This window comes from Okeania sp. SIO3B5, from assembly GCF_010692555.1.
GTDB lineage: Bacteria > Cyanobacteriota > Cyanobacteriia > Cyanobacteriales > Microcoleaceae > Okeania.
In genome coordinates, this window is record NZ_JAAHHG010000004.1 from 1 (window position 1) to 13,562 (window position 13,562).

9 protein-coding genes and 1 pseudogene are annotated in these 13,562 nt (G+C 36.9%); 7 read left to right on the forward strand and 3 right to left on the reverse strand.

The window, feature by feature from the left end:
- Positions 1-626 precede the first annotated feature (626 nt).
- Positions 627-2,771 carry a dynamin family protein gene (locus F6K54_RS00955; RefSeq protein ID WP_293073215.1) on the forward strand — a complete coding sequence of 715 codons (2,145 nt, stop codon included), beginning with the start codon at positions 627-629 and terminating at the stop codon, positions 2,769-2,771.
- Between the two features lie 257 nt (positions 2,772-3,028).
- Positions 3,029-4,684, forward strand: a complete 1,656-nt coding sequence (locus F6K54_RS00960) for a dynamin family protein (protein ID WP_293073218.1) — start codon at positions 3,029-3,031, stop codon at positions 4,682-4,684.
- A gap of 456 nt (positions 4,685-5,140) precedes the next feature.
- On the opposite strand, the gene F6K54_RS00965 is transcribed toward F6K54_RS00960, so the two are convergent.
- Positions 5,141-7,303 (reverse strand): NHLP bacteriocin export ABC transporter permease/ATPase subunit, encoded by a 2,163-nt coding sequence (locus F6K54_RS00965; protein WP_293073220.1) that lies wholly within the window; start codon positions 7,301-7,303, stop codon positions 5,141-5,143.
- Positions 7,304-7,387: 84 nt separating this feature from the next.
- Here F6K54_RS00965 and F6K54_RS00970 point away from each other — a divergent pair, with 84 nt between their 5' ends.
- From F6K54_RS00970 to F6K54_RS42550, 5 genes and pseudogenes are all read left to right on the forward strand, one after another.
- A complete protein-coding gene (locus F6K54_RS00970) occupies positions 7,388-7,480 on the forward strand; it encodes a helix-turn-helix domain-containing protein (RefSeq protein WP_293073223.1) in 93 nt (30 codons plus the stop codon).
- A 7-nt stretch (positions 7,481-7,487) separates the two neighbouring features.
- Positions 7,488-8,000 (forward strand): hypothetical protein, encoded by a 513-nt coding sequence (locus tag F6K54_RS00975; protein ID WP_293073226.1) that lies wholly within the window; start codon positions 7,488-7,490, stop codon positions 7,998-8,000.
- A 146-nt stretch (positions 8,001-8,146) separates the two neighbouring features.
- On the forward strand, positions 8,147-8,566 hold the full coding sequence (locus F6K54_RS00980) for a transposase (RefSeq protein WP_293073229.1): 420 nt from the start codon (positions 8,147-8,149) through the stop codon (positions 8,564-8,566).
- Between the two features lie 1,229 nt (positions 8,567-9,795).
- Entirely contained in the window at positions 9,796-10,722 is a 927-nt protein-coding gene (locus tag F6K54_RS00985) for a MauE/DoxX family redox-associated membrane protein (RefSeq protein ID WP_293073232.1), read from the forward strand.
- A gap of 429 nt (positions 10,723-11,151) precedes the next feature.
- Positions 11,152-11,235 (forward strand): annotated as a pseudogene (locus F6K54_RS42550) (helix-turn-helix domain-containing protein); the annotation flags it as partial.
- A gap of 86 nt (positions 11,236-11,321) precedes the next feature.
- Here the strand turns inward: F6K54_RS42550 and F6K54_RS00990 are convergent.
- Positions 11,322-12,080 carry a hypothetical protein gene (locus F6K54_RS00990; RefSeq protein WP_293073234.1) on the reverse strand — a complete coding sequence of 253 codons (759 nt, stop codon included), beginning with the start codon at positions 12,078-12,080 and terminating at the stop codon, positions 11,322-11,324.
- A 251-nt stretch (positions 12,081-12,331) separates the two neighbouring features.
- Complete coding sequence (locus F6K54_RS00995; RefSeq protein WP_293073236.1) at positions 12,332-13,081, reverse strand: glutamine amidotransferase; 750 nt, start codon at positions 13,079-13,081, stop codon at positions 12,332-12,334.
- Positions 13,082-13,562 lie beyond the last annotated feature (481 nt).

Here is a 13,562-nt window from a genome sequence, read left to right on the forward strand (position 1 = left end):
GAAATCTAAAAACGGCTTGATGATTTTTTAAGTAATGAAGGATTAAAAACTAAATTATTACAAGCTGTTCAAATAGCAGAAATTGTTAAAGCTGAAATTGCTTCAAAAGTCAGTGATAAATTAGTTTCGCATAAACATACTGAGGTTTACCATGAAGCAAAGATCAAACATTTACAAGCCTTACAAAATAATATTTCTGTTCAAGTGGAAATAATTGAGGCTAAGTATAATGAAATAGTAAATAAGCAGCTAAACAAGAAACCGGGTTTATTGCCCGAATTATTGTTTTTTAAACCATGAAATTTCACCGATAAATCCAGTTTATGCGTAAGTCTTAATAATGAAACAGTAAGTAGATTTGACTGAATCTAAAGTTAGACTAAACTTTCTGTCCTATCAATTTATGGCAATTATCCAATCGATGAGTTACACCTACGATCCCCCTAAATCCCCCTTGAAAAGGGGGACTTTGAAGTTCCCCCCTTCTTAAGGGGGGTTAGGGGGGATCTAATATCTGTACCTCACAGATTAAAAAATTGCTATATTTTGTTCTACAGAAAATTAAAAATCTATACTTTCTCAAAATGAAAGTAATCAAAATTAAACAATAATTGAGGTTAACAACAATGCAAAATCAAAATACTGGATTCAACTTAGAAGTAACAAAAGTTCGTCCTTGGTTTGCTGATAAACTTGAAGGAATGGCTCAAATAATTGCTCAATCTGAACAGCAAGCAATAGATAAAGGAGCATCGGGAAAATTAGCATTATCTGCCTTCATAAAGGATTTAGATAAAGAAATCGAAAGACTAAAAAATGGAAAATTTCGCTTCTTGATTATTGGAGATTTTAATCGTGGTAAGAGTACGATTCTTAACGCTTTTTTTGAAAAAAGTTTGCTACCTATGGGAGTAACTGCTACTACTGCAATTCCTACTTTTGTTAAATATGGTAAACAGGAAAAAGTAGTAGTTCATAAGAAAGATGGTAAAGAAGAACTTTTGAATTTGGAACAATATAAGAAGAAATACACGCTCAACTCAAAAGAAGTAAAAAGTCTAATAAAGAAGGCATATGATAATTTTATAGGAAACTGGCTAAATCCTCTAGACTATGCTGAATTTTATTGTCCGATTGAAGTTTTATCAAGAGGAGTAGAATTTATTGATACAGCAGGATTAAATCATACAGAAGAAGAAAATAAAAAGACATTTTCGTATATTGAACAATCTCATGCAATTCTTTTCGTTTTAGCCGTAGATCAACAATTTACTAAGGAAGAACAAAAATACCTAAAAAGGTTACTTGGAATTAAGAAAGAGATTGAGGATAGCGAAAACCAGCCACAATTAATACAAAGTGAAAATATACTTCCAGAAAGCAGAAATACAAAGCAAGTCAGACCGATTTTTTACTTGATTAATAAATGGGAAACTGTTGAAGAAGATGAAAAGGAAGAAATCCATGAAGTTTTTATTGATAAATTCTGTGAATGTTTAGATATAAGTGAAGATGAAGCCACAAAAATGTGGGGAGATACAGTATTTAATGTCTATGCTAAAACAGCTTTAGAAAATTTAAAGCAAGGAAAATCTCTTGATGGTACTGGACTTAAGGAATTTCAAAAACGGCTCAATTATTTTTTGACTAATGAGCGATTAATAACAGAATTAGAGCAAGTTGTTAATACAGCAAAAGTTGTTACAATTGAGGTGCTGTCGAAAGTTGAAGAAAGATTATTTACACTTGAAGATGATGTAAAAACATTGGAAGCAAAAATTGAGAAAACTAAGCCTTGCATTGCTGTTATGAAAAAAAGCGTCCAAACTTTAGAAAAGTCTATTATAAGCGACAGAAAAGCTTGTATTGCAGAAGTGGCAGAAGAATATACAAAATATTTTTCTCAATTAGTATTCAAATTTGAAACCGATTTTACAATGCCTTCAGTATCTGGTCTGAAAGATAATGAGCGTGAACAATATACCAAAGATTTAGAGAATAAATTAACAAAATATCGGCAAGAAAAGCTGGAAAATTGGAATAAAATAAGTACGGGTATCGTGTCAGAAACTACTAATGCTTTAAGAGATTCATTTACCACAGAAATTAATGACTACAGTCAACAAAGAGATAAGATTAGAGAAATTCTTAATCAAGGAAGTCTTAATGTTAAAAACCAGACAAGTTTATCTATCAATCAAAGTAGTTCATCAGAAAAATCATCATTAAGTACAGCTGATGCAAATGCAGCACAAAAAATGATTGTGGGAGGTGCTGTAGGAGCAGCAGGTGCTGCCGGAGCAGGATTTGGGGGAGTGCTATTAGCCAATGGTTTAGGAGCACATATAGTCTTTGCTGGTTTAGCTTTCACCCCTGTAGGATGGGCTTTAATGGGTGGTGGTGCTATTGCCTTAGTGGTAGGAGCATGGTGGGGAAGAGACAAAGAAGTTAAAGATTTTCAGAAAAAAATGCAGGAAAGAGTCAAAGAAGAGTTTAAAAAATTACTAGAAGAAGATAAAGTTTCAGATATTAAAAAGCAAGTCGGAGAATTATTTAACCCCTATGAAAAGTCAGTTAAATTAATGAGAGAGGATGTTGAATCTCTAGAAAAATCTCTTGAGAATCTGTTGGAAAAGAAAAGAAAAACTTCAGTTAATACTGAAGCTGAAAAAACACGTTTACAAACTTTCGTACATAATATTTCCGATCAATTTCAAACAATAGAAGCAAAATACAATGAGATAGCTTCAGTCCAATCTAAATCAAGTTAAATATTGTATGTTTAATTCTTTTCTAAGCATAGTTTGCTATAGCAATTCCCACAGTTATGAGGTACATTTACGATCCCCCTAAATCCCCCTTAAAAAGGGGGACTTTGAAGGCTCCCCCCTTTTTATTTTTAAGCGGATCCCCCCTTACTAAGGGTGGTTAGGGGGGATCTAAATCCGTTCCAGTCGCAATGACTTGGGTATAGTAATTATCCAGATTTGATATTAACTGATGAAACTTGCAAATTATTTTGTTCAAGATGAAATCCTCTCTCACAATTTCAAAATCCCTTCAAACTGCGTGTCAATTTATTGATGCTCAAGAAAATCAGCAACTTGCAAAAGATGTGGAATTAGTCTGCCAACAATTAGTTAATCCTCACTTTGGAATAGCTGTAGTTGCTCCATTTAATTTTGGCAAATCTACTCTAATTAATGCCCTATTAGGTAGAGAAATCATGCCCACAAAAATGATTAGAACTACTGGAGCAGTAATTAGTGTCAAATATGGCAAAACCTTAAAAACTATTATTACCCTAAATTCAGGTAGAGTAATCAAAAGTAACGACACAGAAATACTGAAAGAATTTGCTGTTTTGAATCGGAAAGGACAACGTAGAGAAGATGTAATTTCTGTAGAAGTTTTCTATCCTCATAGATTGCTCAAAAATGGGGTAGAACTTTTTGACTTACCCGGAACAAACGATCGCGAAGAACAAGATACTTTAGTCCGCGATAAATTATTACAGGTAGATTTAGTTATTCAAATACTTAATGCTAGACAACCTTTTACACAAGGAGAAAAAGAAACACTTCATAATTGGTTATTTAATAGAGGTATTAAAACGATTATTTTTGTTCTGAATCGGATGAATGAATTAGAAAGTATAGAGGATAAAAATGAAGTTTATAATGACGTTTATTCAACTACCAAGACTTTTGAATCTGATTTACCTCAAGGGTTTAAAAAACTCTACCGTGTTGATGCACTCCCTGCTATTAAAGCACAACAAGAAAGAAACATTTGGAAAATTATTACAAGTGGCATCATAACTTTTGAATCAACCTTATTTACTATAATTTCTGTTCAAAAAGAAAAGACCAATCAAACTAGATTACTTAGGGTAACTGCCATAGCATCTCAAGTAAAGTCTGTTTTACAAAAAAAAGCGAATAATTTAACTAAGGAAATTAAAGATGCTGAAGATATCAGAAATGCTGTGATTGAAAAAGGAAAACAGCGAGAAGAATATTTGAGAAAAGAATTCAAAACAAGAGTAAAAACTTATCGAAATTGGTTATCTTTAGATACCCTTGTCGGAACTTATCAAGCAAACGCAGCAGAAGCTTTAGAAACAGGGTCGTTTAATAACTGGCAAAATAGCAAATTTAAATCAACTATTCTTAGTTATACTCAATCAATTGAAAATTTGGCAAATCAATCCTGTGATGAGTTCCATAAAAGCAGACCTAATAGGATTAAAATATCATTTCCTAGTTGTCCTGATGTCTCTTTACCTAAGCGTCAAGAGAGAGACTTTGGTCAATGGTTTGGCGATATTTTTAATGGTGGAGCAAATCGAAGAAAATTGGATAAAGAATATGAAAGAAAAAAATGGCAAGCTTATAAAACTGCTGCTTATAACTATTTATCTAAATTTCGTACAGATACTCTCGCATCTCTCAATAAATATGAAAAAATCGTTGAATCATTAATAGTCTTTACTATTCCACCAGAATCATCCACAGTTATCCAAAAACGTTATTATTTAAACGATTTAAACTCTTCACTAAATGCCATTCAAGATATAGAATCCTTAAAAATAGAAACTAATATTTATAGATTAAACTGGTTAAAACGTTTTAAATTTTTTCTATTGTTTTGTAAAAATTGTCTCTTTCTTCTATTGCAATAAAGCTGAATTATATAGAATCCGGTTGAATAATCGTTATTGCGACGAGAGGAAGCAATCTCAGAAGTTTAGGACATTGCTTCCTTCCACTCCGTTACAGTCGCAATGACTTGAATATAGTAATTATCCGGAATCGTCATTGCGACGATAGGACGCAATCTCTTAAACCCCTGAGATTGCTTCCTTCCACTCCGTTACAGTCGCAATGACTTGAATATAGTAATTATTATGTTTCCTTAATTAGGGCTTGCTGATTAAATCTTAAAGCATTTACAGATAAAGGTTTTAGCCTTTTTAGGTCTTTAAAAAGTACGTGGTTTTCAACTCTTCATGCTCAAAAAGTTAGCATTTATAGCAAGAGTTGGGCAAAAAAAATTACTCCCCTACTCCCCTACTCCCCTACTCCCCTACTCCCCCGCTCCCCTACTCCTTAGAAAAGACTTTTTCAGCAGACCCTAATTACATCTGTCGCGCCATCAAATTAGCAAACAACCCCTCCTGATCTGCCAACTCTTCAAAACTGCCATGCTGTAATATTTTTCCCCCTTGCAAAACATAAATTCGGTTAGCATTACGAATCGTACTCAACCTATGAGCAATAACTATCCTAGTTACCCCCAACTGCTCTAAACTCTCAGTTACTATAGCTTGAGTACGATTATCTAAAGCACTTGTCGCCTCATCAAAAATCAAAATTCTGGGCTTCAACACCAACGCTCGCGCAATTAATAACCGTTGCCTTTGCCCACCCGATAAATTTCCCCCTCCCTCAGACACAATAGTATTCATTTCCATTGGCATTTCTTCGATATCATCTGCAAAACCTGCCATTTCAGCTGCTTCCCAAGCATCATCCACCGTTATTAACGCCCCGCAAGCAATATTCTCAAAAATAGAAGCACTATTGAGTCGTACATTCTGCAACACCACCCCTAACTGTCGTCGCACTCTTGATACATCCAAAGTTGATAAGTCGCGCCCATCATAATAAATAGTTCCTGCTTCTGGTGTTTCAAATCCTAATAGTAACCGTACAATAGTTGATTTTCCACTGCCAGAAGGTCCGACAATAGCAATAAATTCTTCTGCTTCTGCTTCAATAGTAATATCATCAACAACAAGTGGACTGTCTGGACGATATCTAAAACTAAGACGATCTAGTTTTATCCTACCGGAAAGTTGCCCTGGATCAGATTTGTTGATGTCTACTTCCGGTGTTTCTGCTAAAATGGGTTGAGCGCGTTCCCATAATATTGTGATTTCTATAATATTGACGATCGCTTTACTTAAGTTTGTCGCTCCACTAATAAATGTACCGAATGCAGTATTAAAAGCTAGAAATTTTCCTATGGATAAACCTGTTTCCTGTGTTTGAATTAAATAAACAGTTAATGTAAACAGTAAAATAGAGCTTACTGTTGGTAGAGCTGTGTTGAAGGCAGTAACTAGGTCTTCAATAAGTTGGTTGCCGAGCATTAGTCTTACTTGTTGGCTGTATTTTTTTGCCCAATAAGCAAAAGCACGTTCTTCGGCACCAGCAACTCGTAGTTTTGAGACTCCACCTATGAGTTGCACTGTCAAACCGAATATTTCTCCCGATCTTTCTTGAAAGGAGCGTAATTTGCGACGGGCGATCGCTCCTGACCATAAGGTGACAAGACTGGTGAGACAAGCGATGGCAAAAGCGATGAGAGCAAGGGGAAAACTATAGATGAATAGTAATATTAAATTCAGTAGGGAGAAAAAACTGGTGAATATTGTTGTGAGGATAGTGCTAGTGAGTCGATCGCGAATTTGACTGATGGCAGAAACGCGGTTTTCTAAGTCTCCTGTGGAATATTCGCGAAAAAAGGCTGGTGTGAGTTTGAGGAGTCGGTCCCATATTGCTGCTTGAATGGTGGAGCTAGATATGGTTTTTAATCTGAGAGTGACAAAACCGCGAGTTAATTGAAATATTGTTACTCCAAAACTTGCTGCTAACAAACCTAAACCTATTTCTATTAATAATTTTTCGTTTGCATCGGGAATAGCGTTATCAATAATGATGGCTGTAGCTACTGGTGTCAACATTCCTAATAAGGTAGCTATGATTCCAGTGGTAGCAACTATTAGTAAATCTTTAAATCGACCTCTAAAAGCTAATTTGAAGATGTCGAAGGCTAAAATGTCTCTATTGGGAAAAGGGCGGTAAAAGGTGTAAGCTATTGATGCTAATTCTTGAGCTGTATCCTGGTTGAGTGGAATGCGGGTAAATTCTATGGGGTCAAAAATTTCATAGTTTGTTGCTTTGAGTAAGGCAACTGGTCGATTTTTGACTTCGTTATATGCTAACAGAGGTCCACAGTCTTGTTGCCACCATTTATTTGTGAGGGTGACGCGACGGGTGCGAATGTGGGAGGCACTAGCGATCGCTTCGATGGGGTCTTCCCATCCTGGTTCTGTTTCTTCGGTTTCTATTTTTGGTGTATAATTAACAGTTATGCCTAATGCTCTGGCGACTATACCGAAAGCAATTAATAGGGGAGTACCTGTTTGGGGTATTTGACTGAATTCCGGTTGCAGCACTGATGCTAATTCTATTAGTGCTTCTTGTGTCTTTTGTCGGTTTAGGTCTTGATTCATAGTATAGCAGGGAATAGGGTAATTAACAGCTTGACATAATCTATGATGATCTGGTATTATCTGTTATAATCTATATTTGATTTTATGCTGCTAGGATTCAAAACTGAACTGCACCCAAATAATCAGCAAAAAACGCTACTGGCTAAACACGCGCTTTGTAGCCCGTCATGCTTATAATTGGGGCTTGTGGTTAACTAAAAACATCCTTAATCATAATGCTGGCAACCCTAATAATAAACTTAAATTTCCCACATCTATCGACCTGCATAAACTTTTGGTAGCAATGGTTAAACCTCAAAACTATTGGTACTACGAGGTTTCTAAAACAGCGCCTCAATATGCTTTGAGGTACTTGTCCGTTGCTTGGAAACGCTGCTTTAACAGAGTGTCTGGCCAACCTAAATTCAAGAAAAAAGGTAGGGATGATAGTTTTCCTACGGAATGCTACGCAAACACTTTAGATGGTTCAATATCGGTAGGCTTTAATCGCATAAAATTACCGAGAATTGGATGGATAAAAACCTTTGAAATCTTGCCAGATAATGTTATTCCTAAATCTGTAACTATTAGCAGAAAAGCAAGTCGTTGGTTTGTCAGCTTTAAAGTAGACTCAGCTTCCAAAATTACTGAGAAATCAGTAGATGTAGTAGGTGTAGATTTGGGTGTAAAATCACGCTTCTTCACTCTCAACTGGTGAGGTATTCCCTGGTGCTAAATCTTTAAGAAAGTTAGAAGCTAAACTCTCTCGGTTGCAATATTTAAACCGACATAAAACTAAGTTCTCTAGCAATTGGAAAAAGGCTCAACTTAAGATAGCTCAACTCCATAGCATGCATAGCCAACATGAGAAAAGATACATTGCACAAGCTAACTACTTATTTGGCTAAAAACCACAACCCACCCCCATCCCCTCCCGGGAGGGGAGCTAGAGGGGTGGGTGAAGACTTAAATGTATCAGGCATGATGGCAAATCACAAGCTAGCTAAGGCAGTTGGTGACATGGGTTTTTATGAGTTCCGTAGACAGTTAGAGTACAAGTGTGAGTTATATGGTTCAGAGTTAATCATTGTGGATAGATGGTTTCCTAGTTCTAAGACTTGCAGTAGGTGTGGAACTGTTAAAGAGTCTCTGTTGTTATCAGAGCGTGTTTTCAATTGTGAACACTGCAATTTTAGCTGTGATTGCTCCGCAACGCTAGCGCGAACGAGACTTGAATGCAGCATGAAATTTAGCTATGGCGGGCAGTTTGCTCCGCAACGCTAACGCGTTTCGCGTCAGCGTTGCGTTACGCCAGTTTTGCGTTGCGCCAGCTTTGCGTTGCGCCAGCTTTGCGAAGCAAAAGCAAAAGCAAAAGCAAACGTCCGTGACAGCTTGTGGACTGGATAACGCCGACGTTGCCAGGTAGAAGCAGGAATAGAACAGATAATCATAGATTTATATAGATTATCATAGGTTTCTAAGGACGGAAATGTGAAAAAGAGTTTCGACTTAGTTAACAATTTGCGCAATTTATCGACATAATACGCTAGTTCTCACCGGGAAGTAGTAACGAGGGTGAAATTTGTATCTTCTGTACTAATCCCTGCTATTCGCATTTCTGGCAGTCTATCTATATAGGCGTAGACCTATCCTGAAATCCAGCTTCCTACTAGGAACGGCGTAGTAAGGGTTTGAGGACTTTTTTAGTTATGTTAATTGACAAAGACTTAAATGTAAGTATAGAGTGTAGAGATGCGGTTGGCTTGACCGTTTCGGCTGTCGCCGACATGAAAATGCCTGTGGATGAGTAACCGCCGACGGCCTCATAAGAAGCAGGAAGTAAACATCAACTTGTCGCATCGATGTGACGCTTTGTATCAGTTTTACGAAGCAGATATCTATAGCTGATGCTCAAATCTCAGAAGTTGAGGAGATGCTCACTCAGTTGAAACAAGAATAAACCAGTCAGGAATGCCGATCGCTACCTCAGCGGTCGGTATTTTATCGTCAACCCACACCAATATATATGTAGGGGTGGGTGAAAAAATTGGTTGGTGGGGGTAGGACACGGGGACGCAGGGACGGGGATAAGGGGGTTAACAGGCAAGGGTTTCGACCATTTTATCTGAAGAAATTTTCTGCTGAAATTCAAGAAAATTTCAGTAAATTGATCCAAATAAGAGCCAATAAGTAGAGATAAACTAAATATAAAAAGCTCCTAAGTCTTAGCGTTCCTGACTTTTAGCTTTATTCAGCAAGCCCTATGTAGAAGACCATGGACTCAACAGAAACCTTAGCCCAAATAACAATAGGCCAACTCAACTTGTGGCATCCCGGCATAATTGAGATACTAAAAATTTCCAATAGCTGGACTTGAGAGACTAATTTTTATGGGTTCATAAACATGAAACCCGATTTTTGGGCAGCCCACTCCGCTCAAGTTAATGGCCAAGACCTTCCCCTACTTTAATTTTAGTCAACCATCAACCTTATTAGCAGAAAAAATCTAGAACATGATATTATTCACCTTAGCTTCTACAACCTCAATTATAGTTGGTAGTATTTTCTTATTGACTGGTATTGCCAAAATTATAGAACCTTGGAAATTTATCCAACATATTGCCAAACTAGATTTAATAAATCCTCAATTAATTATACCGACTTCCCTCACATTTACTGCTATTGAATCAGCTTTAGGAGTTGCTTTAATCTTTAGAGTTTTACCAACAGTAATTATGCCTGTAAGTATTTTATTATTACTTAGTTTATCAATGCTTACTTACTGGAGTACATCAACTGGTAAAACTGAAGATTGTGGCTGTTATAATGGTTGGTTAGAAATTACTCCTACCCAAAGTTTAATTCTCAATGTTATTTATATTTTTCTGCTAATATTTGCTGAATTTTTTGGTCAATTTAAACCTACTGTGTTGTGGCAATGGCTGGTAGTATTAATAACTTTTATAATTAGCTATTCTTTAGCTGCTGGCTCCCTAGAATATATGCAAGAAAATGGTCGTCCGTATGTTGACTTTACCCCTTTACAAGAAAACAGAAAATGGCAATTAGAATGGCTGGGAGAAGATTCAGAATCTCTTATGTTTGGGTCTGTAATTGTGGTATTTATGAGTCCTGAATGTTCTCAATGTAAACATTGGTTAGGTGTGTTGAAGTTAGTGCAATGGCAAGATGATTTACCAGCAATAGTAGGATTAATAGATACTGAAAATATTCAAGAAGGTCAAGATTTTGTAGATCGTTATTTTTTGAATTTTCCTGTTGTTGCAGTAGATAAAAGGTTTTATAAAAAATTGAAGATAGAGGTAGTACCTACAGCGGTTGTTTTGAAAGATGGAGTTATTCAAGAAAAATGGATTGGGTTAATGCCAATGTGGTTTATTAATAAAATTAATCAGGGGCTATCAACAGTATTAAAATAATTGGACAAAGTGCAACACAATTAGACATTTACTGTGATATACTAGATTTATATCTAACTTATTAACTATATCTGAAACAGAAGGGCTGCTAGGAGTGTCAACAAAAACAATCAAATGAAATCTTTTAAGACTAATATCAAATCCGCCTAATTGCACATAGATACAATAACGTCATAATCAGAATTTTAAGCTATTAGACATCTCCAATAATAAAAAATCAAATCAATTATCCTACATAAACAGAACTTACGCAAAGGCACTATATATAGGGTATTGCTCAGTTACGCTACCGCTAACACACCCTACAAATAGCGCTAATGCGTAAGTCCTGATAAATTATCAATTATTTCCCCCTACTCCCTACTAGAGATTTCTATTGATTGTGAGGTTATTTAACCGGATTTGATATAAGCTAAAAACAATCAACAAAAAACAATACTTGCCAAACACGCAGGAGTTGCGCGTCATGCCTATAACTGGGGGTTAGCAACTTGTATTAGTGAAAATACTTAAAAAGCGGTGCGACCCCGCGATGACCTCAACTCGCTTGCGGAACGCGCACCAAGACATCACAAACTAGCTACCACCCACCAATAATTTTACTGTTGTGCTACAGAATAAGGAAGACTCAAATCTCCTGAACTTACACTATAAACCTTGTAAACCCCAAGCATTGGTCTGTTTTTATCAGAAGTATTAACCTCCATATAAGCGGTAACAGCATCAAACTGAAAATCTGTTTTACCATTGACTCTCCCCAGTGGAATCAAAACTTTGAGAGAATTGCTATTAGCAACAACCTCAAAACCAGGGGAGTCCATATACATCGGCATTCCTGGATTAGTCGGAGGCAAAACTACACTAGCATCTTCTTTGCGAAATTCCTTGACTGCAAGTCCACCTGCTACTTGATCATTAGGAGCTAATACTACCCAGTGAGTATGAAAAATGCGACCATCATTTTTGAAGTTACCATCATTATTTTCATCCCAAAGAGGGGTGTCATCAAAATCGGGATGAGTAGTAACAGCTAAAGCAACAACTCCCTCTGTTTTATTAAAGCCTACATCTTCAGGTGAAAGCGTGGTTGGAAAAACATAACCTAAAACAGGCGCACCGTCTAATTGACCTACAGATGTTGGCATTGTTTCGCCAATAGTACCTTTAACCTGTTGTTCAAAAACTAAAAGGTTTAAATCTTTGATGTATTTAACATTGGTGGAACTAATTTCGACATCAGCAGAACTGGCAATAGGTGTAACTTGATGTTGAGGTTGTGCTTTAGCACTTGTAGATAGAGCTAAAGTTAATCCTAGAGCGAGAACACAGACGAGACGAAGGATTTTTTTGATGTTCATGTTAATTTCCCAAAGTTACAAAATTACAAAAGAAGAAAGAAAATCTGGGCGTTGCTGAATTGAAGTATGAATGCGCGATTTTTTGGTTCTGGTAAACCCCCTAAATCCCCCAAATTTGGGGGACTTTTAGAGTTTTATTCCCCCCACGCATTGGGGGGTTAGGGGGGCTTGCATCATACCCAGAATCAGCAACGCCGAAAATCTGTAGTGGTAGTTTGACAACAGCAACTACCACATACACAACAAGTGAATTATACCAACACAGGAGAATGCTCTGTTAATACCTGTTCATTTTCTACCTGAGTTAACCAAGCTTGCCAAAATAATTTCGCCTGAGTTTCCAACTTCTGGCTATATTTCCCAGTATTGAGACGTAACTTGCTGACATTCACATCAGGTGTAGCAGCAATCTCACAAGCATGGCCAATAAACCAATGTTCTAATCCAGAAGTTGTTACTTCAGGATGAAACTGTAGTGCTAGAGCAGACTTTCCCCAGGCAAAAGCTTGATTTTGATAAGCAGCACTAGCAGCTAAATGCACCGCACCTTCAGGCAAATCAAAAGTATCACCGTGCCAATGTAATACTGCTGTTTCCTCTGGAGCTAGATATTGGAGTGGAGAACTTTGACCAAACTTAGTTAATTGTATGGGAAACCAACCAATTTCTTTACCATTTCCTTGATAAACTTTTCCCCCCAAGGCTCGCGCCATCAGTTGCGCTCCCAGACAAATTCCTAATGTCGGTTTATTATTAGCCAGACGTTGTTTAAGTAAATCTAACTCATCACTGACAAAAGGATAATCTTGTTCGTCATCAGCTCCAATTGGACCCCCCAGAATTATTACTAAGTCTGGAGTTAATGGGTTGATTTTATCTAGAAAACCGGGGGCAGCTTCTAGATACTCAATCGCATATCCTTTTTCTTTAAGTATAGCATGGAGACTGCCGAGATTTTCAAAAGCAATGTGTCTAATTACGATAGCGTTTTTCATGGTCATAATTTTTGATAGGTTCAAGTGTGATATCAAATCCGGTAGCATCGGTGTAATAAGATAGTGAATCTGAATTCAGAATCCAGAATTTAGAATTCAGAATCCAGAATCCAGAATTCAGAATCCAGAATTCAGAATCCAGAATTCAGAATCCAGAATTCAGAATTTCCTACGGAATGCTCCGCAAACAGAATTCAGAACTCAGAAGGGAAGAGAACTCAGAATTCTTTCCGCTCTGGGTGAAGATGGAATATTTTTTTATAGAACCCCTGAGTGACATCTCTAAAAATTTAGGCGTACGCTCCTATTACTTAACTTAAGCATATATCTTTTCGGAGAAAGACATTTCCAATCATCAAAAATCAAATCAATTATTGTAGAGCGTGTCATCAATTCTTCCCCTCCTGGGAGGGGGAGGGGGAGGGGCTAGGGGTGGGTTCCCTACTCCTGTACGGGCGAATCGCGATTCGCCCCTACTCCCTACTCC

Bases quoted from the DNA above. Each gene is read 5' to 3' on its own strand.
- F6K54_RS00965 (WP_293073220.1), bottom strand. From the start codon at position 7,303: ATGAATCAAGACCTAAACCGACAAAAGACACAAGAAGCACTAATAGAA.
- F6K54_RS00980 (WP_293073229.1), top strand. From the start codon at position 8,147: ATGAGAAAAGATACATTGCACAAGCTAACTACTTATTTGGCTAAAAAC.
- F6K54_RS00970 (WP_293073223.1), top strand. From the start codon at position 7,388: ATGCTGCTAGGATTCAAAACTGAACTGCACCCAAATAATCAGCAAAAA.
- F6K54_RS00960 (WP_293073218.1), top strand. From the start codon at position 3,029: ATGAAATCCTCTCTCACAATTTCAAAATCCCTTCAAACTGCGTGTCAA.
- F6K54_RS00995 (WP_293073236.1), bottom strand. From the start codon at position 13,081: ATGACCATGAAAAACGCTATCGTAATTAGACACATTGCTTTTGAAAAT.
- F6K54_RS00990 (WP_293073234.1), bottom strand. From the start codon at position 12,080: ATGAACATCAAAAAAATCCTTCGTCTCGTCTGTGTTCTCGCTCTAGGA.
- F6K54_RS00955 (WP_293073215.1), top strand. From the start codon at position 627: ATGCAAAATCAAAATACTGGATTCAACTTAGAAGTAACAAAAGTTCGT.
- F6K54_RS00985 (WP_293073232.1), top strand. From the start codon at position 9,796: ATGATATTATTCACCTTAGCTTCTACAACCTCAATTATAGTTGGTAGT.